The sequence below is a fragment of the Curtobacterium sp. ISL-83 genome (genome assembly GCF_018613895.1).
In the GTDB taxonomy this organism is placed as follows: Bacteria; Actinomycetota; Actinomycetes; order Actinomycetales; family Microbacteriaceae; genus Curtobacterium.
Genome location: NZ_JAGGPH010000006.1, coordinates 56,906 through 79,672, shown reverse-complemented (window position 1 = coordinate 79,672; position 22,767 = coordinate 56,906). Strand labels below are relative to the sequence as shown.

General features: G+C 68.6%; 21 protein-coding genes and 1 pseudogene. 10 read left to right on the top strand and 12 right to left on the bottom strand.

Annotation, left to right across the window (positions count from 1 at the left end; all coding sequences use genetic code 11):
- Positions 1-68: 68 nt before the first annotated feature.
- On the bottom strand, positions 69-1,682 hold the full coding sequence (locus tag J7E22_RS04200; protein WP_214979257.1) for a DHA2 family efflux MFS transporter permease subunit: 1,614 nt from the start codon (positions 1,680-1,682) through the stop codon (positions 69-71).
- A gap of 140 nt (positions 1,683-1,822) precedes the next feature.
- On the opposite strand from J7E22_RS04200, the gene mvk reads away from it, so the two are divergent.
- Genes mvk through J7E22_RS04175 form a run of 5 tightly spaced genes read left to right on the top strand, consistent with a single transcriptional unit; the run spans position 1,823 to position 7,136 of the window.
- Positions 1,823-2,800 carry a mevalonate kinase gene (gene mvk / locus J7E22_RS04195; protein ID WP_214979255.1) on the top strand — a complete coding sequence of 326 codons (978 nt, stop codon included), beginning with the start codon at positions 1,823-1,825 and terminating at the stop codon, positions 2,798-2,800.
- Entirely contained in the window at positions 2,797-3,825 is a 1,029-nt protein-coding gene (mvaD, locus tag J7E22_RS04190) for a diphosphomevalonate decarboxylase (RefSeq protein ID WP_214979252.1), read from the top strand. Before mvk ends, mvaD begins: the two co-directional genes overlap by 4 nt.
- Positions 3,822-4,916: a phosphomevalonate kinase gene (locus tag J7E22_RS04185; RefSeq protein WP_214979250.1), complete on the top strand. Its 1,095-nt coding sequence runs from the start codon at positions 3,822-3,824 to the stop codon at positions 4,914-4,916. Before mvaD ends, J7E22_RS04185 begins: the two co-directional genes overlap by 4 nt.
- Positions 4,909-5,973: a hydroxymethylglutaryl-CoA reductase gene (locus tag J7E22_RS04180; protein WP_214979248.1), complete on the top strand. Its 1,065-nt coding sequence runs from the start codon at positions 4,909-4,911 to the stop codon at positions 5,971-5,973. The genes J7E22_RS04185 and J7E22_RS04180 overlap by 8 nt, the downstream gene beginning before the upstream one ends.
- Positions 5,970-7,136 (top strand): hydroxymethylglutaryl-CoA synthase, encoded by a 1,167-nt coding sequence (locus J7E22_RS04175; protein WP_214979246.1) that lies wholly within the window; start codon positions 5,970-5,972, stop codon positions 7,134-7,136. The genes J7E22_RS04180 and J7E22_RS04175 overlap by 4 nt, the downstream gene beginning before the upstream one ends.
- Before the next feature lie 75 nt (positions 7,137-7,211).
- On the opposite strand, the gene J7E22_RS04170 is transcribed toward J7E22_RS04175, so the two are convergent.
- Positions 7,212-8,198, bottom strand: a complete 987-nt coding sequence (locus tag J7E22_RS04170) for an SRPBCC family protein (protein WP_214979244.1) — start codon at positions 8,196-8,198, stop codon at positions 7,212-7,214.
- Between the two features lie 32 nt (positions 8,199-8,230).
- Positions 8,231-8,644, bottom strand: coding sequence for a helix-turn-helix transcriptional regulator (locus tag J7E22_RS04165; protein ID WP_214979242.1), 414 nt, complete (start codon positions 8,642-8,644; stop codon positions 8,231-8,233).
- A gap of 563 nt (positions 8,645-9,207) precedes the next feature.
- Here J7E22_RS04165 and J7E22_RS04160 point away from each other — a divergent pair.
- Positions 9,208-9,381 (top strand): hypothetical protein, encoded by a 174-nt coding sequence (locus tag J7E22_RS04160; protein ID WP_214979240.1) that lies wholly within the window; start codon positions 9,208-9,210, stop codon positions 9,379-9,381.
- Between the two features lie 312 nt (positions 9,382-9,693).
- On the opposite strand, the gene J7E22_RS04155 is transcribed toward J7E22_RS04160, so the two are convergent.
- The 4 genes from J7E22_RS04155 to J7E22_RS04140 are packed head-to-tail and all read right to left on the bottom strand — an operon-like array spanning position 9,694 to position 13,310.
- On the bottom strand, positions 9,694-10,830 hold the full coding sequence (locus J7E22_RS04155) for a Gfo/Idh/MocA family protein (protein ID WP_251008712.1): 1,137 nt from the start codon (positions 10,828-10,830) through the stop codon (positions 9,694-9,696).
- A complete protein-coding gene (locus J7E22_RS04150; protein ID WP_214979238.1) occupies positions 10,823-11,785 on the bottom strand; it encodes a PD40 domain-containing protein in 963 nt (320 codons plus the stop codon). The genes J7E22_RS04155 and J7E22_RS04150 overlap by 8 nt, the downstream gene beginning before the upstream one ends.
- Positions 11,782-12,255, bottom strand: a complete 474-nt coding sequence (locus J7E22_RS04145) for a heme-degrading domain-containing protein (RefSeq protein ID WP_214979237.1) — start codon at positions 12,253-12,255, stop codon at positions 11,782-11,784. Before J7E22_RS04145 ends, J7E22_RS04150 begins: the two co-directional genes overlap by 4 nt.
- 11 nt (positions 12,256-12,266) lie before the next feature.
- Positions 12,267-13,310 carry a Gfo/Idh/MocA family protein gene (locus J7E22_RS04140; protein WP_214979235.1) on the bottom strand — a complete coding sequence of 348 codons (1,044 nt, stop codon included), beginning with the start codon at positions 13,308-13,310 and terminating at the stop codon, positions 12,267-12,269.
- Between the two features lie 123 nt (positions 13,311-13,433).
- On the opposite strand from J7E22_RS04140, the gene J7E22_RS04135 reads away from it, so the two are divergent.
- Positions 13,434-14,699 (top strand): MFS transporter, encoded by a 1,266-nt coding sequence (locus J7E22_RS04135; protein WP_214979233.1) that lies wholly within the window; start codon positions 13,434-13,436, stop codon positions 14,697-14,699.
- Between the two features lie 34 nt (positions 14,700-14,733).
- On the opposite strand, the gene J7E22_RS04130 is transcribed toward J7E22_RS04135, so the two are convergent.
- The 3 genes and pseudogenes from J7E22_RS04130 to J7E22_RS04125 form a co-directional block, all read right to left on the bottom strand.
- Complete coding sequence (locus J7E22_RS04130; protein WP_308159147.1) at positions 14,734-15,534, bottom strand: substrate-binding domain-containing protein; 801 nt, start codon at positions 15,532-15,534, stop codon at positions 14,734-14,736.
- 60 nt (positions 15,535-15,594) lie between these two features.
- Positions 15,595-15,717: pseudogene (locus tag J7E22_RS18390) on the bottom strand (helix-turn-helix domain-containing protein); the annotation flags it as partial.
- A gap of 136 nt (positions 15,718-15,853) precedes the next feature.
- A complete protein-coding gene (locus tag J7E22_RS04125) occupies positions 15,854-16,522 on the bottom strand; it encodes a TetR/AcrR family transcriptional regulator (protein WP_214979229.1) in 669 nt (222 codons plus the stop codon).
- Positions 16,523-16,632: 110 nt separating this feature from the next.
- On the opposite strand from J7E22_RS04125, the gene J7E22_RS04120 reads away from it, so the two are divergent.
- The 3 genes from J7E22_RS04120 (at position 16,633) to J7E22_RS04110 (ending at position 21,144) form a co-directional block, all read left to right on the top strand.
- Positions 16,633-17,922, top strand: coding sequence for an MFS transporter (locus tag J7E22_RS04120; RefSeq protein WP_214979227.1), 1,290 nt, complete (start codon positions 16,633-16,635; stop codon positions 17,920-17,922).
- 42 nt (positions 17,923-17,964) lie between these two features.
- A complete protein-coding gene (locus J7E22_RS04115) occupies positions 17,965-20,202 on the top strand; it encodes a glycoside hydrolase family 3 C-terminal domain-containing protein (RefSeq protein WP_308159146.1) in 2,238 nt (745 codons plus the stop codon).
- A 201-nt stretch (positions 20,203-20,403) separates the two neighbouring features.
- Complete coding sequence (locus J7E22_RS04110) at positions 20,404-21,144, top strand: SDR family NAD(P)-dependent oxidoreductase (RefSeq protein ID WP_214979225.1); 741 nt, start codon at positions 20,404-20,406, stop codon at positions 21,142-21,144.
- Positions 21,145-21,235: 91 nt separating this feature from the next.
- On the opposite strand, the gene J7E22_RS04105 is transcribed toward J7E22_RS04110, so the two are convergent.
- Both J7E22_RS04105 and J7E22_RS04100 read right to left on the bottom strand, forming a co-directional pair.
- A complete protein-coding gene (locus tag J7E22_RS04105) occupies positions 21,236-21,679 on the bottom strand; it encodes a nuclear transport factor 2 family protein (protein ID WP_214979223.1) in 444 nt (147 codons plus the stop codon).
- Between the two features lie 65 nt (positions 21,680-21,744).
- A complete protein-coding gene (locus tag J7E22_RS04100; RefSeq protein WP_214979221.1) occupies positions 21,745-22,761 on the bottom strand; it encodes an aldo/keto reductase in 1,017 nt (338 codons plus the stop codon).
- Positions 22,762-22,767: the final 6 nt, after the last annotated feature.

The following is a 22,767-nucleotide window of genomic DNA, read 5'->3' as shown; positions in this document are numbered from 1 at the left end:
GTTGTTGCGGCGCTCGGGGCGATCAACCTCGCACCGAGCGGCGCGCGGGCGCGACGGGCGCGGCGGCGTCAGCGGCCGGCCGCGCCCTCCTCGTCGACGGGGCGCGCCCGCAACCGCAGCGTCGCGGCCAGTCCGAGCACCAGGAACCCGGCGGCCGACCAGGCGGCGGCGCGGGTGCCGTCGCTGAAGGACGCGGCGGCGGCGTCCGCGGTGGCGGGGGACTGACTCCGCAGCCCCGCGATCGCCCCACCCGAGGACGCGACGACGGCGTCCGCGACGTGGGATGCCGCGGCCGGGGGTGCTCCGGCGTCCTCCAGGCGGTGCTGCAGCAGCGTCCCGGTGGAGGTGAACAGCACGGTCCCGAGCACCGCGATCCCGAGCGCCGAACCGATCTGCCGCGCCGTGCTCTGCGCCCCGGAGGCCTCACCACTCCGCTCGACCGGCACGTCCCGCAGCACCACGCTCGTCAGCTGTGCGGTGGCGAGCCCGACGCCGAAGCCGTAGACGAACAGGCACGGCACGATCGCCCACCACGGGGTCGACGCCGACACCACGAACCCGATCGCGGCCACGCCGACGATCTCCGCCGCGATGCCGATCCGCACGATCGGGAGCGGCCCGATGCGCTGCCCGGTGGTCGCGGCGAACCCGCTCGCCACGAACGACCCGATCGCCAGGGCCAGCAGGACGAACCCGGTCTGCAGTGCCGAGTAGCCCAGCACGTTCTGCAGCCAGAGCGGGAGCGACAGGATGATGCCGAACTCCCCGAGCGAGACGATCAGGGCTGCGATCGACCCGTTCCGGAACGACGCGATGCCGAACAGGTCGAGGGCGATGAGCGTCGAGCGACCGGTGCGCTGCCGCCGCCGGGTCCACAGGACGAACCCCACGCCCGCGAGGACGGTGACCACGAACGCGACCGGGACGGGCGAGCTCGACGCCGGCCACTCGAGGCTGCCGATGCGGAAGCGCTCCGCCGGGGTCCACCACCCGTACGTCCTCCCCTCGATCAGGCCGAACACCAGCGTCGCGCTCGTGACCACGCTGAGCACGGCGCCGACGACGTCGATCCGGCCGGCGTGGACGGTGTCCCGGGATTCCCGGACGGTCAGGAACGCGCCGACGACGATCGCGATGCCGAGCGGGATGTTGATGCCGAACGCCCAGCGCCACGAGAAGTCCGTCGTGAGCCACCCGCCGAGCAGCGGCCCGACGGCGACCATCCCGCCGATCGTCGAGCCCCAGACCGCGAAGGCGATCCCGCGCTCCCGCCCGGTGAACGTCGCGTTGACGAGGGACAGCGTCGTCGGCAGCACCATCGCGCCGCCGATGCCCTGCAGGATCCGGGCGCCGACGAGCAGGTCGCCGTTCGGGGCGAGTGCCGCGAGCGCGGAGGCGGCGGCGAAGACCGAGACACCGATGACGAGCAGGCGGCGACGGCCGTACCGGTCGGCCAGGGACCCGAAGACGAGCAGGAGTGCGGCGAACACGAGCGTGTAGCTCTCCTGCACCCACTGCACCTGCGTCGAGCTGATGTCGAGCTCACCGACGATGCTCGGGATCGCGACGTTCACGATCGTGGAGTCGACGATGATCAGGGACACGGCGACGCTGATGACGACCAGGCCGGCCCAGCGTCGCCGGTCGGTGTGCGTGTCGCCGGTGTTCGCGGTGGTGCTCACGGGTGACCTCCTCAGGTAGTCAGCATGCTGATGGTCACCGTACTGCGTGGACCGGCACCCGTCACGGCTGGCGTTCGGGTGGGGTACGGCCCACGCCGAGCGGGCGCATGGTCTCGGCGGTTAGGCTGGCCGGACCCACGATGACCAGCAGCGACCTCCACAGCACCACGACCCCCCGCACCGGGACGGCGTCGTCCCACGGCAAGACGATCCTGATCGGGGAGCACGCCGTGGTCTACGGCGCACCCGCGATCGTGCTCCCGGTGCTCGACGCCGTGGTGACGGCCACCGTGACGCCGATCCCCGGCGGCGCGAGCGGGCACACGCTGACGTCGTCCGTGCACACCGGCCCGCTCGACCTCGCACCCGCCGCCGTGATGCCGACCGTGACGGCCGTCACCGCGACCCTCGCCCACTTCGGCGTGACCGACCAGGGGTTCCACGTGCGGGTCGACAGCGCGGTCCCGACCGCCCGGGGGATGGGCTCGAGCGCAGCCGTCGCCGCGGCCGTGACCGCGGCGGTCGCCGACGCCCTCGGCGAGGTGCTCGACCCGGAGACGCACCACGCGCTCATCCAGACGTGCGAGCGCGTCGCGCACGGTCGTCCGTCCGGACTCGATGCCCGCGGCGTCGTGACCGACGTGCCGATCTGGTTCGAGGCGGACGGCATCCTGCCCGTCGACCCCGGTGCGCCCGTCGCCTTCGTCGTGGCGGACAGCGGTGTCCTCGGGCACACCCGCGACGCCGTCGCCGCCGTGCGGGCCCAGCACGACCGGTCACCCGAGACGGTCGACGCGATCGTGGCACGCATCGGTGGACTCGCGGGGCGTGCACGGGAGACACTGGTCGACGGCGATGCCCGGTCGCTCGGTGCCACGATGGACGCCGCGCACGACCTGCTCGCCGCACTCGACGTCTCGAGCACGGACCTCGACCGCCTGGTCGCGGCCGCGCGCGACGCGGGTGCGCTCGGCGCGAAACTGACCGGCGGCGGTCGCGGGGGCTGCGTCCTCGCGCTCGCTCGGGACGCCGACGACGCGGACCGCATCGCGACGGTGCTGCGTGCCGCCGGTGCCACCGCCACCTGGACCACCACGATCGGAGACCGCGCTCGATGACCACCGCCACCGCAGTCGCGCACCCCAACATCGCCCTCGTCAAGTACTGGGGCAAGGCCGACGCGCGCCTCGCGCTCCCCGCGACCGGCAGCGTGTCGATGGGGCTGGACGTCTACCCGACGACGACGACCGTCACCGTCGGTGGCCGACACGAGGCCCCGAGTGCGTCCGGCGACGCGTTCACCCTCAACGGTCGCGTCGTCGAGGACGGCGCACTGGTCCGGGTCCAGCAGTTCCTGGACCTCGTGCGGGAACTCGCCGGGTCCGACGAGCGGGCCGACGTCGTGTCCGAGAACACGGTGCCGACGGGCGCCGGACTCGCCTCGAGCGCGTCGGGCTTCGCCGCCCTCGCGACCGCGGCCGCCGCGGCCTACGGCCTCGACCTGTCCGAGCGCGACCTGTCGCGCCTGGCACGGCGCGGGTCCGGGTCGGCCACGCGGTCGATCCCCGGCGGGGTGTCCGTGTGGCACGCGGGCGACGACCACGGGTCCTACGCCGAGCGCATCCCCGCGCCGCCGCTGGCCATGGTCGTGGTCACGATCGATTCCGGCCCGAAGGCGATCGGCTCCCGCGAGGCGATGCGCCGCACGATCGCGACGTCGCCGTTCTACCCCGCGTGGGTCACGTCGACCGCCGAGACCGTCGGCGACATGCTCACCGCCTGCGCCGCCGGTGACTTCACCCGCATCGGGGAGCTCACCGAGAGCAACGCCCTGCGGATGCACGCCACCATCGAGGGCGCCTTCCCGCCCATCCGCTACCTCACCGCCCGCAGCGTCGGGGTCTTCGACGCGGTCGCGGAGCTCCGCGCCGCCGGAGTCGAGGCCTACGCCACCGCCGATGCCGGCCCGAACGTCGTCGTGCTCACGAAGCCCGAGGACCGCGCCACGGTCGCCACCGCGCTCGCCGGTCACGGGACGGTCATCGAGTCCGGCACCGGACCAGCCGCGCGTCTCGTCGGCTCCGAAGGAACCGGGACGCCCGCACCCGCGGGCGCCGGACCCGCCCCGGAAGGTGTCGCGTGATCGAGTTCCGTGCCCACGGCAAGCTCTTCGTGGCGGGCGAGTACGCCGTCGTCGAGCCGGGCCAGCCGTCCGTGCTCATCGCGCTCGACCGCGCCATCACGGCCCGGGTCAGCGAAGGGCACGGGTCGGGCAGCGTCCACTCCGAGGAGTACGGCCACCTGCCGCTGACCTGGACCCGCGCCGCCGACGGGATCGCCCTCGACCGTGAGCACCACCCGTACGACTACGTGATGGCCACGATCGACCTCGTCGAGAAGCTCCGCGCCGAGCAGGGCATCGCACCGCGCTTCCACGACCTCCGCATCGAGAGCCAGCTCGACGACGCGAGCGGCCGGAAGTTCGGGCTCGGGTCCTCCGCCGCGGTCACCGTCGCGACCGTCGGGGCCCTCGACCGCTTCTACGGCCTCGGGCTGACGCAGCGGAAGCGCTTCCAGGTCGCCCTGCTCGCGACCATCCGCGTCAACCCCCGTGCCTCCGGTGGCGACCTCGCAGCGAGCACCTTCGGCGGGTGGCTCCGCTACAGTGCGCCGGACCGCGAACGGCTCGCCGCGCAGCTCGACACCCGGAGCGTCTCGGCGATCCTCGGCGACACCGACCCCGACGGCGGCGCGTGGGCCGGGTTCGACGTGCAGCGCCTCCCCGCGCCCGAGAACCTCGCGCTCCTCGTCGGGTGGACCGGGTCCCCGGCGTCCACGACGAAGCTCGTCGACGTGGTGCGTCGGCACCGCGGTGGCGGGTACCCGGCGTTCCTCGACGAGAGCCGGGCCTGCGTCGACGACCTGACCACGGGCCTCCAGACCGGCGACGCCGACCGCACGCTCGACGCGCTCCGCCGCGCCCGGGGGCTGCTGCAGCGCCTCGGCGCCTCCGTCGGCTCGCAGATCGAGACCGAACGGCTCACCACCCTGTGCGACGTCGTCGAAGCTGCCGGCGGGGCGGCCAAGCCGTCCGGTGCCGGTGGCGGCGACTGCGGCATCGCGCTCGTCCCCACGGACACCGACCTCACCGCCATCCACCGCGCCTGGGAGGCGCACGACATCAGACACCTCAGCGTCGCGGTGCAAGCGCCCGAAGGGAGCGTCGATGACTGACCTGCTGACCCCGATCCCCACGAAGTGGGTGGGGCCGATCCGCATCAGCGGCAACGCCGTGCAGGGGGAGCATGAGGTACCCCTCGCCACCTACGAGTCGCCGCTCTGGCCGTCCGTCGGTCGCGGAGCCAAGATCTCGCGTCTGGTCGAGGACGGCATCGTCGCGACCGTCGTCGACGAGCGCATGACCCGTTCCGTGGTCGTCCGTGCCGACAGTGCCGCCGCGGCCCACGTCGCCGCGGGGCAGATCCTCGCCCGCCAGGCCGAGCTCGAGGCGATCGTCGCCGGGCAGAGCCGGTTCGCGAAGCTGATCGAGGTGCACCCGGAGATCGTCGGAGACCTGCTGTTCCTGCGCTTCGCGTTCACGACGGGCGATGCCTCCGGGCACAACATGGTGACGCAGGCGGCGGACCGGTTGCTGCCCGCGATCCTCGAGTGGCAGCCGGGCCTCCGCTACGTGTCGGTGTCGGGCAACTTCTGCTCCGACAAGAAGGCGACCGCGGTGAACGGCATCCGCGGGCGTGGGCGCAACACCATCGCCGAGATCGTGATCCCGGGCGAGATCGTCGAGAAGCGGCTCCGCAGCTCGACCGAGCGCATCGTGGAGCTCAACATCGCGAAGAACCTGATCGGGTCGACGATCGCCGGGGCGCTGCGTTCCGCGAACGCCCACTACGCGAACATGCTGCTCGGTTTCTACCTGGCCACCGGGCAGGACGCGGCGAACATCGTCGAGGGCTCCCAGGGCATCACCACCGCGTCGGCCCGGGGCGACGACCTGTACTTCTCGACGTCGCTGCCGAACCTGATCGTCGGGACGGTCGGCAACGGCAAGGGCGGCGACCTGCCGGTCGTCGAGGACGCCCTGGTGCGGCTCGGCTGCCGGGAGGAGCGTGCGCCCGGTGCGAACGCCCGTCGGCTCGCTGCGCTCTGCGCCGCCACCGTGCTGTGCGGCGAGCTCTCCTTGCTCGCCGCGCAGACCAACCCGGGGGAGCTGATGGCGGCGCACGTCGCCATGGAACGTCGCGGGTCCCGGCCCGCAGGAGGTGCAGCATGACCACGCAGGGACCGCTCTCGGTGGGCATCCACGACATCGCGATCGCCACCGGGCACCACGTGCTCGAGCTCGACGACCTGGCCGAGCGGCTGGGCGTCGACCCCGCGAAGTACCACGTCGGCATCGGGCAGGACGCGTTCAGCGTGCCCGCGCCGGACGAGGACATCGTCACGATGGGAGCCGCCGCCGCGAAGGAGGTCATCGACCGGCACGGCGTCGAGGGGATCCGCACCGTGCTGTTCGCGACCGAGTCCGGCGTCGACCAGTCGAAGGCCGCGGGCGTGTTCGTGCACGGCCTCCTCGGGCTGCCGAAGAACGTCCGCGTGGTCGAGCTCAAGCAGGCCTGCTACGGCGGGACCGCCGCGGTGCAGCTCGCCCTCGGCATCGTCGCGCGCGCACCGCACGAGCGCGTGCTCGTGATCGCGGCCGACGTCGCCCGGTACGACGTCGACACCGCGGCGGAGCCCACGCAGGGCGCCGGTGCCGCGGCGATGCTCATCTCCGCGGACCCCGACATCCTGGCCATCGAGCCCGCGGCGGGCGTCTTCACCGCGGACGTCGACGACTTCTGGCGTCCGAACGACCGCTCGACCGCGCTCGTCGACGGCCGGCTGTCGGTCAGCGCCTACGTGGACGCCTTCGTCGGCGCCTGGGACGACCTCGCCGAGCAGGGTGGTCCGGCGTACCAGGACATCGTGCGGTTCGTGCACCACCAGCCGTTCACGAAGATGGCGCTGAAGGCGCACCGGAAGCTCACGCAGCACGTCGGCGTGCCCTTCGACGAGTCCGAGCTCGCGATCGGCTTCACGTACAACCGGCAGACCGGCAACACGTACACGGCATCGCTCTGGATCGGGCTGGCGGCGTTGCTCGACCTGGACGACGACCTCGCGGGGGAGCGCATCGCGCTGTTCAGCTACGGCTCAGGGAGCGTCGGCGAGCTCATCACCGGCATCGTGCAGCCCGACTACCGGTCGCACCGCCGGGTCGGTCGCGTCCGCGAGATGCTCGATGCACGGGTCCCGCTCACGGTCGACGATTACCGGGAGCTGCACGCGACCGGTGCGGCGACGAGCGACGACGTCGAGCGTCCGCGCGTCACGGCCGGGCCGTTCCGCTTCGCCGGGGTGCGCGGCGGGGCCCGCCACTACGAGGCGTCCTGACGGACCGAGCACCGGACTGGAGGCTCCGCACCGGACCTGTGGGGAGCCTCCAGTCCGTCAGGCGGTCGCGGTCCGTCACGTGGTGGCGCTGAGCAGCTCCGTCTCCATGCGCTGGTAGCTCGCCTCCATGCCGTCGGTCATGCCGGTGGCCAGGACCATGTCCCGCTGCACCTGGTCCGGGTAGGTGATCAGGAGCGTGACCAGGGTGACGCCGTCGGCCTCGTCGAACCCGAGGTCGTTCACGTTCGCCGGGAACGGTGCACCCGTCATGCGCTCGGTCGTCACGATCCGGCGCTCCGGGTCGATCACGAGGTTCTCACCCTCGAACCCGAACGGCTGCCCCTCGGTGTCCCCGACCGGCGCCCAGGCGCTGCGGTACGAGCCACCGACCACCAGGTCGTTCTCGCAGACCGTCATCTCCCACCCGTCCGGTCCGAGCAGCCAGCGCCGCATGAGCTCCGGCTCCGTGTGCGCCCGCCAGAGCAGGTGCCGGGGTGCTGCGAACCCGCGGGTGATGCGGACGTGGGTGTCGTCGACGACCTCGGTGACCGTGCCCTTCCCGAGCGCGTACTCGCGCAGGTCGGCGAGCACCCGGTCCAGCTGTGCGAACGCCTGCGTGTAGCCCTGCTCCATGCCCATCGCCAGCATCGTCTCGAGTGCTTCGGGCGTGGGGAACGTCGTGACGACGGTCACCCGGGACCCGGCGTCGGTGCCCTCGAAGGACAGGACCGTGCTGCTCGGCGGCTGGGAGGCGTCGACCTCGCCCGCCTCGTCGGCGAACAGGTCGTCGAACGCGATCCGGTGGGGCTCGTGGACCTCGGTGACGAGCCAGACGGAGCGGTACTGCTCGCCCTCCGGGCCGGTCATCGTGTAGTGCACGCGGCCGCCGGGGCGGAGGTCGAAGTCGGTGAACGTCGCGGGGAAGCCGGGCGGGCCCCAGAAGCGCTCGAGCTGACGGGCGTCGGTGAACGCGCCCCAGAGTCGTCGGACCGGGACGGGGAAGTCGGCGACGAGCGTGGTGGCGAGGGCCTCGGGGTCGGTGTGGACGGAGGTGATGGACATCGGTGTCTCCTCGGGCTGCGGTGTGGTGGTCGTCAGTGGCTGGGGCGGTCATCGGGTGGGGTGGCCGCTCCGGTGGGCGTGCCGTTCACCGTCGGTCTGGCCGTGGTGGGGTCGTCGTCGGTGAGCAGGGCGTCGAGCCGGTCGAGTCGTCCGCGCCACGTGGCCGCGAACGCGTCGAGCTGGTCGCGGACGCGTTCGATCCGGTCCGGGTCCGCGCGCACGATGCGCGTACGCCCGCGCGCTTCCTTGCGCACGAGTCCGGCTCCTTCGAGGACGGCGACGTGTTTCTGGACGGCGGCGAACGACATCGCGTAGGCCTCCGCCAGCTCGGTCACGGTGGCCTCGCCGACCAGGGTCCGACGCACGATGTCGCGCCGGGTGGCATCGGCGAGTGCGTGGAACAACCGGTCGACCTCGGTGTCGCTCAGTTCGATTCGTACAACCATTTGGTTGCACGTTACGCCGGTGTCGGCATGGGCGCAAGGCTCCCGTGTCGAGCCGCAAGGCTTGTTGTCAGTAATCCACGCATCGTGTCAGTGGATCGAGTGCAGCTTGCACCCGAACCGCGCACGGGGGGGCGGCGCTGGGATCTGCCCGGCCGGCCGCCTCTCGCTCCTCCAGGAAGCGTCCGACGTCGGCTCGTCGAGGCACGAGCGTGTGCACCGGTGAGATTGACCGGCGCTGCGCTACGACGAGATCTTGCGGATGAACACCATCGTGGTGGCGTTCCACGGGATGTTCTCGCGGTTCGCCGATGCCAGCAGGGCGGCCCGTTGTCGCTGTGACTGTTCACCAAAACGGTCGCCTGCTCACGAAGGGCGTCGCTTAGCGCATCAGACGACGGATTCTCTGAGCAGCACATCTCCACGGTGGCAGTCAGGTGCTAGCACATGTGCGACGCGGAGCCACAGGAGCTGCGCCGCCCGAGGGACTTGCATGGGTACGAACTTGCTCCAGCGACACCGCGGCATCCGTTGCTCGCAGCGGTTAGGGGGCCTAGTGTCCGCGCATGGACGTGAACGCCGGCCTCCCATCTGCAGAGCAACGCAGCAACCAGCGCGACGACAAGGCTGTGGTGGGACAACACATGCTCAGGCTCGGCCATCGATTCCTGTGCGAGCTACAGTTGCTGAATACGAGTGAAGGGACGGGCCTGACTCTGTACGGCGGTTCTCCTGATTGAACTCCCGCGGTGCGGCAACTGATGGATGCGAGCTGCCTGGCTGCAGCTAGCTCGGACGAGTCGTGCTCACCACGCGAGATTCTGGCGCACTTCCGTTGTCCAGGACCGTTGCCTGGAAGACCTGATCGGTACCGCCATCCTCGGCGGTGTCTTCCAGCTGATCCTCGGTGCCGTCGGCACCACGAAGCTGATGCGGTTCGTCCCCCAATCCATGACGAGCGGATTCGTCACCGCACTCGCGATGCTTATCTTCGAACAGATCACACAGCTACGCCGCTGCGCCGGTGGTTCAATTCATCTGAGTCGGGACACTCAGATCACTGGTGTCTGTATGCCGTCTCGAGCGCTCGTGACGACGGCGTCGATGATCCGCGCAGCTCGTGCTCCGTCGGCGAACGTTGGCAGTCCGTCGGGTGCGACACCTGTTCGGACGGCTGTGTACGTGTCGGCGACGAACGCCGCGAACGCGTCGAGGTACCCCTGTGGATGGCCGGCGGCAACGAGGGCGAGCCGCCGTTGGTCAGCGGAACCGTGCGCGGGGTTCCGGATGGCTATCTCTGCGCCGGTCGCGGTGCCGAACCATGCCGACTCCGGGTTCTCTTGGTCGAAGACGGCGGACTTCCGTGAGCCGTCCACTTCGAACCACAGCCGGCTCTTCCGGCCTGCTGCGACCTGGGACACGATCACGTTGACGAGTCTGCCCGACGTGGTCCGGAATGTCGCGGCCGCGGTGTCTTCCGTGGTGACGCGGACCTGTGGGTCTGAAGCCTCGCCTCCCGGCCGTCGAGCAGCGAAGGCTGGGCCGCTGGCGGTCGGACGCCACTCGTGCACGATGTCTGTGGACGCGGCCACGGAGGCCAGCCGTTCACCTGTGACGAACTCGACGATGTCGCACCAGTGCGAGCCGATGTCGGCGAAAGCGCGCGATGGGCCGCCCGCTGCGGCGTCGATCCGCCAATTCGAGGCGTGCTCGTCAAGCATCCAGTCCTGCAGGTACGACCCGTGGACCGCCAGCACGCGGCCGAGGTCGCCCTCTGTAATCCGCGCGCGGATCTCCCGCACCATCGGGTGGAACCGGTAGACGAACGGCACTGTTGCGACGACGCCTGCTGCAGACGCGGCGTCCACGAGTTCGTCGGCTTGTGCTGCACCGATCGCGAGTGGCTTCTCACAGATCACATGCACGCCGGCGTTGATGACCGCGAGGGACTGCGCGTGGTGCTGGTCGTTCGGACTGCAGATGTGCACGACGCCTGGCCGGTCTGCGATCAGGTCTTTGAGGTTTGCGTAGCCGCGGGGGACATCGAGCGCTGCGGCAGCTTGCTCGGAACGCTCCTGGTTGCGGCCGAGGATCCCGACGACGTCAGCTCCGGCGGCCCTCGCCGCCCGGACGTGCACGGCGGCGATCATCCCGGTGCCGACGATCGCGACGCGCAGTCGTTCAGTCATCGTTGCGTCCGATCGGGTACTCGACGAAGGCGAACGCCGATCCGTCGGGTGACCAGCTCGGAACGTTGATGGTGCCCTGGCCGCCGTTAAACGCGGCGATGGTGGTCGGTTCCGTCCACGTGCCGACCGTGATCAGACGGAGTTCGACCGCTTTGTCGGCCGGGTGCCCTTCGGTTCCCGGCGGGAAGGACAGGTAGGCGACGACTTCGCCGTCTGGAGACACGTGCGGGAACCAGTTCACCCGCTCGTCGAAGGTGAGCTGTTCGAGGTCGCTGCCGTCCGGGCGGATCCTCGCGAGCTGCGCATGGCCGGGAGCGTCCTCGAACTGCTCGGTGTTGAAGAGGATCCATTCGCCGTCCGGTGTCCACTCCGGACCGTCTGCTGGCCCGGGATGCGTGGTCACTGCGGTGTCGTCGCTGCCGTCGACGCCGATGGTGTGCACCGTGGCCGAGGCCCACCAGTTGTCACCCTCGGGTTCGAGGCGCACGTACGCCAAGCGTGCGCCGTCAGGACTGACGCCGTGCAGGAAGTGCAACGACCCGTCCTCTGGCGTGATCCGGTGCGGCTCGCCGGCGGCGAGTGCCACCGACCAGATGTGGAAGTCGTTCGCTGACGCGTAGACGGTCGCTCCGTCCGGGGACAAGACGTGGTCGTTGTTGACCGCAGGGAGGCCCGATGTCGGGACGACGATCGGGTCGCCGCCGTCGACGGGGAGGGTCCAGAGCAGGCCGTCACCGTTCAGGACCAGGCGTCCGTCCGGGGTCCAGTTCGGTGCCTCGAAGATGCATTCAGTGGTCTCGAACACCGTCCGGATCGTGCCGGTGGCGCGATCCCAGATGCGGACACGGGTTGACTGACCGGGCAGGGGGACGCGCGCTGGTATCTCGCTACCATCAGGCACGCCGACTCTGCTGATTCCGGTGCTGGGCGCGGCCGGCTTGTTGGTCTCGGTCATGCGTTCGTCTCCTCGAGGAGGTGTGCGCGGATTCCACGGACGATAAGGTCGTGGTCGTCCTCGGAGCTCAGCCCGGACGCAGTGACGGCCGCGACGACACCGACGCCGCGCACACGGATCGGGAACGAGCCCCCGGTGATCGCGTACGAGTCGGAGGGCAGCCAGCCGAACGATGCCGCGTCGATCCCCGCGGCCCGGTGTCGTGCTTCGACGAGTGCCCCGCTGGACTCCATCCGGAGCACCAACGCGGCTTTCTTCTCGATCCACTCCTCTTGGTCGGGAGCAGTTCCGGGGAGCATCGCGCGGAAGAGCACCTGATTCGCCCGTCGGATGTCGATACCGACGCCGAAGCCTTCACGGAAGGCGATGTCCACGATCCGCGCACCAAGACGCCAGGCGTCTTCGAGGTCGAAGCGGCGGAGGACGAGTTCTTGTTCTTGAAGTTCGAGTGCGGTGATGCGATCAGACAACGGAACCTCCTTCAGACTTTGGCAGACGCGGGCAGCTGCGCCCGTGCCTGGTCGATGGTGGCGAGGATCGAGACCGTCTCCCGCAGGGGATGTACCGGGGATTCGGTTCGGGCTTCGCCGACGAAGCGGGCGAAGGCATTCGCCTCCCACGACAACCCGTCGAACCACTCGAGGCCGTAGTCGTCTGACCAGGACAGGGTCTCGCTCCCGTAGTCAGCGCCCGCCAACGTGAACGACGTCGGCCGGTAGAACGCAGAGTCGAAGGTGATGGTGCCGGCGCTCCCGGCAATCGATGCCGTCGTGGGCGTGCGGCCCAAGATGCTCGTCGTCAGCGTCGCCTGTGCTGCGCCGGCGTACTCCAGCACGAGGGTGGATTGCGCGTCCACTCCGGTCTCGGTGAGCGAACCGACCGCCGTCACCGAGACCGGTTCGCCGAGGACGGACGATGCGAACTGCACTGGGTAGATGCCGAGGTCGAGCAGCGCCCCGCCGCCGAGTTCCGGACGGAAGAGACGGTGCTCCGGCCCAGCCGCGACACGCTGTCCGTGGTCGGCGTGTACGGCCGTGATGTCTCCGAGGACCCCGTCGGCGAGCAGCTGCCGAAGGACACTTGCCTGCGGCAGGTACCGGGACCACATCGCTTCCATCACCAGCACGCCCGCCGAGCGGCCAGCGTCAGCCAGTCGTTGCGCCTCGGCGGCATTCAAGGCGATCGGTTTCTCGATGAGCACATGCTTGCCTGCGCTGATCGCCGCCAGGCCACTTGCCAAGTGGTCGTTCTGCGGGGTCGCGATGTACACGGCGTCGACGTCGGGGCGTGAGGCGAGTTCTTCCGCCGATCCAACGACGGTCTCTATGCCGTGGGCCGCGGCGAAGGTGCTACCGCGTTCGGCCGAACGGGACGCGACGGCGACGAAGCGCTGCGCGGTGTGCCGATGCACCGCCCCCACGAACTCACCGCCGATCCACCCGGGGCCGACGATTCCCCACCGCAGTGCGGGCTCACCGTCGCCAGCGCGGTAGAGCTGCGGGTCGGGCAGGCGGTTCGGAAGCATCGTCACTCCTGGTGGTTCGGTCGAATGTCCGTTAGGGCTAGCGGAAGGGTTTAGCACGAGATAACCTCTCGCATCTGCGAGGTTAGCACGAGCCAAACCCCAACCCGACTCAAGGAGGCGTCGATGACGACGAGAATCCCCGCTCACCCGTTCACCACGGCGGTCGCGACCGCACGTGTCAGCAACTGGTACATCGCCGCCATCGGCCTTGCCCAGTTCGGCATTTTCATCGCGATCCTGTCACCGGTGATGGTCAGCATGCAGCTCAAAGCGCAAGTGCTGAACCCCGACAACCCGGCGGCCGTCCTTGCCGTCGTCCTCCCGATCGGCACCATCGGCGCTGTGATCGGAAACCCCCTCTGGGGCATGCTCAGTGACCGAACGCGGACCCGCTGGGGCCGGCGCCGGCCGTGGCTGCTCGGCGGCAGCATCGTGCTGGCTCTCGGTCTCGCATGGGTGTCCGTCGCGCCGGATGTGACCACGCTGGCAATCGCATGGCTTGTCTGTCAGCTCGGCTCCAACGCCGCGTTCGCAGCCCTCGTCGCGAACTTCGCCGACAACGTTCCCGAGCACCAGCGCGGCAAAGCATCGAGCGTCCTCGGCCTGGCGCAGAACGTGTCGATCCTCGCCGGCACCTACGTCGCCGCGTGGTTCGCGTGGAGCCTTCCGCTGGTGTTCATCCTGCCCGGCCTCTTCGGCGTGCTGTGCGTCGTCGTCTACGTCATCGTCACCCCGGACCGCCTGCCCGAGAACAGGCCGAAGCCGTTCCGGTTCACGACGCTCGTGAGCACGTTCTGGACGAACCCGATCCGGAACCCCGACTTCGGGTTCGCTTGGTGGTCACGGTTCCTCATCACGCTCGCATCGTTCCTGTTCACGACGTTCCGCCTCCTGTACATGGAGGACCACCTCAAGCTGCCGACGTCCGCTGCCGTCCCGGCCGTCGCAACCGGTGTCCTGATCTACACGATCGCCCTGTTCGTCGCCATTGCCTTCTCCGGCTGGCTCTCCGACAAGCTCAACCGCCGGAAGGTCTTCGTGGCGGGGTCGACGCTGCTGTTCGGCGTCGGGCTCGTCGTTCTGGCCTTCGCGAACGACGTCGGCCACTTCTACGTCGCGGAGGGCATCATGGGCTTCGCGTTCGGGATCTACGTCGCCGTCGACAACGCTCTGATCGTCGATGTCCTGCCCGATCCGGAGAAGCCCGGCAAGGACCTCGGCGTGATCAACATCGCCAACTCCCTCCCGCAGTCCTTCGGTGCCGCGATCGGCCTGTTCTTCCTCAGTATCGGCGGCGGGACGCAGAACTACCCTGCGCTGCTCTGGGCGGCCGGCATCATCGCGCTCATCGGGGCCGTGGTGGTCCTCCCCATCAAGAAGGTGCGCTGACACCACCATCCCCCTGTGACGACGGGCGCGCCGGTCATCGAACCGGCGCGCCCGTCGTCGTGCGGACCACGAGCCGCGTCGAGGTGGCGATCCGTTGCACCGGAGCGTCCTCTCCGGACAGCCGAGCCAGGACACAACCCATCGTTGCCTCGACAGTTGCTCCGACATCCTGATGCACGGACGTCAGCTGCTGATAGGAGAGGGAGGCCAAGTAACTGTCGTCGAAGCCGATAACGGACACATCACGGGGCACTGACACGCGCGATCGCGCGAACACCGCCAGCACTCCGGTTGCACACTGATCGCCACAGCAGATCAACGCCGTGGGACGGTCGTCGCTCATCGTGAGGACTGATCGAGCGGCGTCCGCGCCGCTCTCTTCACTGAAGTCGCTCGGAATGATGACGGCTCGTTCCCTGCGACCAAATGCGCTCATCGCCGCGCGGTACGCCTCGGCACGCTGCGGCCCCAAGTCGGCGCCGATTCCGCCGACGTATGCGATGCGGGTGTGGCCGAGTGTGACCAGGTGTTCCACCGCCTGGAGGAGCCCTCGCTCTTCGTCGACGTGCACGTTGTCCACTGCGCTCAGTCTTGCCCACTCGCCGAGCAGCACGACCGGCATGCGGTCGATTGCCTCACGTAATACCGAGGACCCCTGGTCCGGGTTGAAGGCAATGATCGCCTCGACCCGCTGCTCCATGAGTTCGGCGACGACGGTGTCCGTCGTGCGGTCGTCCGTGACGGGCTCCAGAGCAAGACCGTACCCGGCCGCGGAGGCCCGAACGAGAAGCTCCTCGACGAAGCGACCCTGGAAGGGATTCCGGATCTGGAACACGACTCCGATGAGCTTCGTACGATCTCTCTTGAGCAACCGGGCGCTTGCGTTCGGCCGGTACCCGAGTTCACGCGCTGCGGTGAGGATCCGCTCCCGAGACTCAGCGCTCGGTCCATCGACACCGCGGAGAACCATCGACACGAGTTGGCGGGAGACTCCGAGGTGATCCGCGACATCTCGCATCGTGGGGATCGGTGTGGTCGCCCGCGACGGTCGTGACCCCCGAAGCTCCGTCATCCTGACAGTCTCCCACCCCGACGCGCTCTCCATCGATGTCACGGGCGCGACCACGCTGACGCTATCCGCCTTGCCGAGCGGCTTACGGTCGGGTCGTGCTCCAGGACTCCTTGATCATGTCGACGAATAGCTGCACCTGTGGTGCCAACTGGAACGGTGATCCGCTGGCTCGTGGCTGCTCCTCGGCGGGGTTCGCTTGAACAGCCGTGAGCTGACTGAGCCACAGCACCTGGATGCCGTCCGAAAGGGCGACGAGTGATCGCGCGAGCGCCACAGAAGGGGCATCAGCGCGGATGTACCCTCGGCGTTTGCCCTCGTCGAACCCGTCGACGAGGAGCGCAACCGATCGATCAAGGTGTTCGTGCATCCAGGTGCGAGCAGGGTGATCCGGGTTGATCACGCTCGGCAACAACGATGTATACAGCGCGATGGTCCCGGCTCGCTCTTGGTTGCGCACGGCGAGCTCGACCCACGAGTCGATGAAGTCCCAGGGCTCGTCACTCGGCACCCATTGCGCTCTGTTCTCCTCTTCCCACCGCTCGAGGACCGCGGTGTAGAGCCCGCTCTTCGAACCGAAATGGTGCAGGAGCCCGGCCTTCGAGATCTGCGACCGCTCGGCGATGGTCGTCAGCGACGCCGCCTCGTAGCCGTCCACGGCGAACACTTTCGAAGCCTCAGACAGGATGCGCTGGCGCTTGTCCTCGCCGCCCGCCACGGGCCGCCCCACTCCTCGATGCTTCACGATCGCCATGGCGCCAGTGTACTGAGCCAGATTCTAATTGACTGGTCGGTTAAATCATGCTTATCATCGCAGAGCTTCGGGCGCCCGCCCGGCAACGACGCCATCAGGAGTGCAGACCCATGACGCAACCCCCAGCCTTCGACGAGATCACTCCGCCGGGAGCGGCGACGACCTCGATCCGTTCCGTACCGACCACGCGAGCTGGGGTGGTGCGGTACTTCATCGGTTTCGCGCTCCTCGGATTCCTCTGGGTCGCCGGCTTCATGGTGATCGCGGCAGTCGTTCTGCCGCAGCACCTGACGGATCTCGGCATCTCGAACCCCGCGGGAGTCCTCGGCGCCGTCAACGCCTTCGGAGCGGTCTGCGCCCTCGTCGCCAACTTCGTCGTCGGAAATCTCTCCGACCGAACCCGGAGTCGCTTTGGACGACGCACGCCGTGGATCCTCGTCGGAACGATCACGGCAGGCGGGTGCCTCATGCTCATCGGCGTCCTCAGCACGCCGATCGCCATCATCCTGACCTTCTGCGGTTTCCAGGTCGCCGTCAGCCTCTTGCTCGCTCCCGCCGTTGCCGTCCTGTCCGACCGCATCCCCCAGAAGGTTCGCGGTACAGCCTCCGCGTTCTACGGCGGCGGCGTGACGATCGGCGTCCCGATGGGCTCCCTCATCGGTGCAGCCTTCCTCGGGAACACGCTCGTCGGCTTCGTCCTCGGCGGCGGTTTCGTCGTGATCAGCGGTCTCATCGCCCTCACCGTCTGGCCTCGCGAACCCTCCACGAAGCACCTGCCACGAGCGCAACAGACGCTCCGGGAGACCATCCGTTCGTTCCGTCCTCCTCGGAACGCACCGGACTTCTACTGGGCGTTCGGACAGCGCTTCTTCATGCTCATCAGCTACCAGATGGTGATGGCGTACCAGCTCTACATTGTGCAGAAGTACGTTGGCCAGACCGTCGCGGAATCAGCGAAGACGATCGCGACCATGGCCGTCATCACCCTCGTCGTCTCCGTGATCGGGTCTTTGGGCGCTGGCCCGCTCTCCGACCTGCTCAAGCGACGGAAACTGCCGGTGGTGCTCGCCAGCCTGCTCTTCGCTGTCGGGATCGCCATGCCCTGGGTCTTCCCGTCCACCATGGGCATGTTCCTGTTCGCCGGCATCGCCGGATTCGGGTACGGCGTGTACACCTCCGTGGACCAGGCGCTGCTGGTCGACGTGCTGCCCGACCCCGAACGAGCTGGGAAGGACCTCGGATTGCTCAACCTCTCGACCACCGGCGGCCAAACGCTGGGACCGGTCATCACGTCGAGCATCGTCACCCTGACCGGTTCCTACGCGTTGATCTTCCCTGTGTCGATCGCCTCGGCGCTGATCGGCCTGATCTTCGTCGTTCGCATCAAGCACGTTCGCTGACTGCGTCCCCTCCGGCTCCCACACCCTGAAAGAAGCGCCATCGTGTACGACACCTCAGAGCTCACACTCGAAGAGAAGGCATCGCTGACCAGCGGCGGCGGGTTCTGGACGACGGCGTCCGTCGGTCGTGCAGGCGTGCCGTCCATCACGGTCGCTGACGGCCCGCACGGGGTCCGCTTGCAAGCGGGAGAAGCCGACCATCTGGCGATCGCCGAGAGCCTCCCCGCGACGTGCTTCCCGCCGGCCGTCGCACTGGGCTCGTCGTGGGATCCGGATCTTGCGGAGCGCGTCGGCGCGGCCCTGGGCACCGAAGCGTCGGCGATGGGGGTGTCGGTGCTCCTTGGCCCCGGTGTCAACATCAAACGGTCGCCCCTCTGCGGGCGGAACTTCGAGTACCTAGCCGAGGACCCCGTCGTCTCCGGAGCGCTCGGTGCCGCTCTGGTTCGAGGGATCCAGTCGAAGGGTGTCGGAGCATCCCTCAAACACTTCGCCGCGAACAACCAGGAAACCGACCGTCTCCGTGTGTCGAGCGACGTGGACCCTCGAACCCTCAGGGAGATCTATCTCCGCGCCTTCGAGCGGGTCGTCAAGGACGCAGCACCGTGGACCGTGATGGCGTCCTACAACCGAATCAACGGCGTGTACGCATCTGAGAACCGCTGGCTCCTCACGGAGGTTCTCCGCGAGGAGTGGGGATTCGATGGCCTGGTCATGTCCGACTGGGGTGCGGTGAGCGATCGCGTCGGCGGCGTCCGAGCCGGGCTCGATCTCGAGATGCCGGCGAGCGGCGGGCGCACCGACGCCCGCATCGTGCAGGCGATCCGCGACGGGTTGCTCGGCGAAGACGAACTCGACGCCGTGACCCGCCGAGTCCTCGACCTCGTCGAACGCGCGACCGCCGCCGATCGGCCATCGGCTCCCGGTATCGATCAGGAGGCGCACCATGCGCTCGCCAGGGAAGCTGCCGCGCGGAGCATCGTGCTGCTCAAGAACGACGAGGGCCTGCTTCCCCTGCGGCGGGACGCTGACGTCGCCGTGATCGGCGAGTTCGCTCGGACTCCTCGATTCCAGGGCGGAGGTTCGTCTCAGGTCAACCCGACCAAAATCGACGCGCCGCTGGACGCGATCCGCGCCGCTGCTGCCGGCAAGGTCTCGTTCGCACCGGGCTTCACGCTGGACGGGTCAGCGGACGACGCGCGTCTGCGCGATGAGGCGGTCGCGGCAGCCGCGTATGCCGAGGTCGTCGTCCTGTTCCTCGGGTTGCCGGTGACGGAGGAGTCGGAGGGCTTCGACCGCACCCATCTCAACCTCCCAGCCGTACAGCTTGAGCTCGTCGATGCGGTCAGAGCGGTGAACCCCAGGACCGTGGTCGTGCTGTCCAACGGCGGCGTCGTCGTCCTTCCCTTCGCGGAGGACGTCGCAGCCATCGTCGAAGGATGGCTGCTCGGACAGGCAGGCGGCTCCGCGGTAGCGGATGTCCTCTACGGGAGCGTGAATCCGTCCGGCCGCCTGGCTGAGACCATCCCCTGGCGGCTCGAGGACAGCCCCTCGTTCGGCAACTTCCCCGGCGAGTTGCAGCACGTCCGGTACGGCGAGGGGATGTTCGTCGGGTACCGCGGTTACGACGCTCGCGATTCGAGCGTCGCCTACCCGTTCGGCCACGGCCTGTCCTACACGACGTTCTCACACGACGACCTCCGTGTGGTGGCGGCAGGCAACGGTGACCTTGAGGTGACCGTCAACGTGACGAACACGGGCTCCGTCGCGGGACGCGAGGTGGTGCAGGTCTACACGTCCCTCAGGCACTCCATCGTGCAGCGGCCCCCGCGCGAACTCAAGGGGTTCGCGCTCGCCAGCCTGGAACCCGGCGAGACCCGCGCTGTCACCGTCACTGTGCGCCGGCGTGACCTGGCCTACTGGGATGTGCGCGTCGACCGGTGGGTCCTGGAACCGGGCACGTACCGGATCGAGGTCGGAGCCTCGAGCCGTGACATCCGGCTCAGCACTGACGTCGACCTTGCCGGCGAGAGGGTGGAGGTCGAGCTCTCGCTCGAGTCCGGATCCGATGAGATCCTCGCGGATCCGATTGCCGGCCCCCTCTTCCTCGAAGCCCTGGTCGAGCACGGCATGGCAACAGATGACCAGGCGCTCCGCGTCCTCGGGATGTTCCCGATCGGGCGCATGGACGGGTTTCCACTGCCGCACGACACTGCCGTGGAGCTCATCGCCCGCTACCGCGCTGCGAAGAACGCAGGCGCGCCGACGCCGACGCCAGCATGACGGTCTCACGTTCGTGATCGCACTGCGACCCCTCGTCCGGGTATGACTTCCGGACCCATGCACAGCTGGCCCTGCCATTCGCCGGCACGCCCGGTTTGACTGGCCGGAGTGCTCGACAACAGTGGTGAAGGACGGTCATTGTCGCCGCAGCATCGGAACGGCAAACTCCGAAGATCCAACCACTCACGAAGGAATCTCCACATGAGTCGAATCCTCGTCACTGGCTCAGCGGACGGCCTCGGCCGAGCTGCCGCTGAGACGCTCATCGACGCCGGACATGACGTCCTCATCCACGCCCGTACGACCTCCCGGTTGGACACGCTCGGGGATCTGCGTAACCGAGCAGCTGGGGCTGTGGTCGCTGATTTCTCGGACGCTGACGCGATCGTCGGCGCCGCCGAGGAATTGAACCGGGATGCACCGCTGGATGCGGTGATCCACAACGCCGGCGTGGTGGACGGGGCGCCCCTGATGGTTGTGAACGTCGTGGCTCCGTACCTGTTGACCGCGCTCCTGCCCGATGTGTCGCGGCACGTCTACATCAGCAGCGGCATGCACCGCGGTGGGAGCCCTGCAGCCCTCGACGCCGTGGACTGGTCCGGGACGCGATCGTCCGGCAGCTACTCGGACAGCAAGCTGTTCGTGACGGCGCTGTCGCTCGCCGTGGCCCGACTTCGGCCCGAGTCCTCGGTGAATGCGGTCGACCCCGGTTGGGTGCCCACGAAGATGGGCGGTCCGGGTGCGTCAGACGACCTCGAAGCGGGACACCGGACGCAGGAGTGGCTCGCCACGAGCGACGACCCGGAAGCGCGCACCACCGGGGGCTACTGGTTCCACCGGCAGCGGCAGCAGCCGCACAAGGCCGCGATGGATGTTGCGTTCCAGAACCGGGTGCTGGACGCCCTCCAGGCGGCGACAGGCGTGCACTTCGACCAGCGCTGACCAGACGACCAACGGCAGCGGCCCGACGGTGGAAACCGTCGGGCCGCTGCCGTTTACCGCCGGGCCCGATGGCGCCCGAGGAGAGCGAATGTCAGGCCTTGTGGTGCGCGCTCATGTCGCCCGCTCCGTCGGCGTCGACGATCCGCTCGTCGAATCGCCATGCGCCGTTCTCGAAGACGAACGTGTCCAGGTACCGCCCCTGGAAGATCAGCTGCAGCGGGAACTCCGCCGTGACCTGGATGGAATCGACGTAGGACACGCTCTTGGCCGAGAGGCCGTCCTCGGCGATGTCGATGAGCAGGTTGCTGACGACGTGCCGCGTGCCGAGGCGGTCCCCGTACACACGGATGACCTGCAGCGCGTCGAGGTGTTCCGCTGATCCCTGGCAGATGACGTCAGGGGACAACTGCCAACGCGCGTGCTCGAACAGGGCAGCAGCGCCGGCCAGGTCGGCACCGTCGAGTCGGTGGCAGTACGTGTAGATGAGGCGGGTGATCGCCGATTCGGCGTCGCGGGTCTCAGTAGAGGTGAGCATGATGTTCCTTCGATGTGTTGTGGTGGTCGTGGGTGGGAAGCGCTGCGCGCGCTTCGGATGGTGGCTCAGCGTCGACGCTTTGCCGGTGCCAACTCGACATCGCCGTAGTTGGTGTCCTGGGGGTTGATCGTCATCCCGGGAGTGGTGATCTCGTCGATGCGGTTGAGGACATCGTCGGAGAGCACGACGTCGGCGGCCGGGAGCTGCGATTCGAGCTGTTCCATGGTGCGCGGGCCGATGATCGCGGAGGTGACGCCTGGGTGGCGGAGCACGAACCCGATCGAGAGCTCGATCATGCTCAGACCGGCTTCATCCGCGAGTGCACCGAGCTGCTCGACGACTTCGAGCTTTCGCTGGTTCTCGGGGAGGCTCATGTCGAACCGCCCCTCCATTCGCTTGCGTGCCGGAGAGGTCGGCGAGGAGTCCTTGTTCCACGATCCGGACAGCCACCCTGCGGCGAGGGGTGAGTACGTCAGGGTCCCCATCCCGTACCGCTGCGTGGTCGGGAGGACGTCCACCTCGATCTCGCGGGCGAGAATCGAGTAGGACGGCTGCTCGGCGACGAACCGCTCAAGGTTTCTGCGCTCGGAGACCCACTGCGATTCAACGATCTCGCTGCCGGACAGTGTGGATGCTCCGATGTAGCGGACCTTGCCCTGTCGAACCAGATCGGTGAGCGCGCTGAGGGTCTCCTCGATGTGCGTGTCCGCGTGCGGACGGTGCATCTGGTACAGATCGATGTGGTCGGTGCGGAGACGACGCAGGGAGTTCTCGACCTCCTGCATGATCCAGCGGCGTGAGGTGCCCCGGTGGTTCGGGTCGTCGCCCATCGGCATCGAGAACTTCGTCGCGAGGACGATGTCCTCTCGTCGGTCGTGGATGGCTTCCCCGACGATCTCCTCGGACTCGCCTGCGGCGTAGATGTCCGCGGTGTCGATGAAGTTGATTCCGGAATCGAGCGCGCGGTGGATGATCTTCACCGAGTCGGCATGGTCCTGGTTGCCCCAGGCGCCGAACATCATCGCCCCGAGGGCGAGGGGGCTGACGGAGACACCGGTGGTCCCGAGGATTCGCTGCTGCATGGTCGT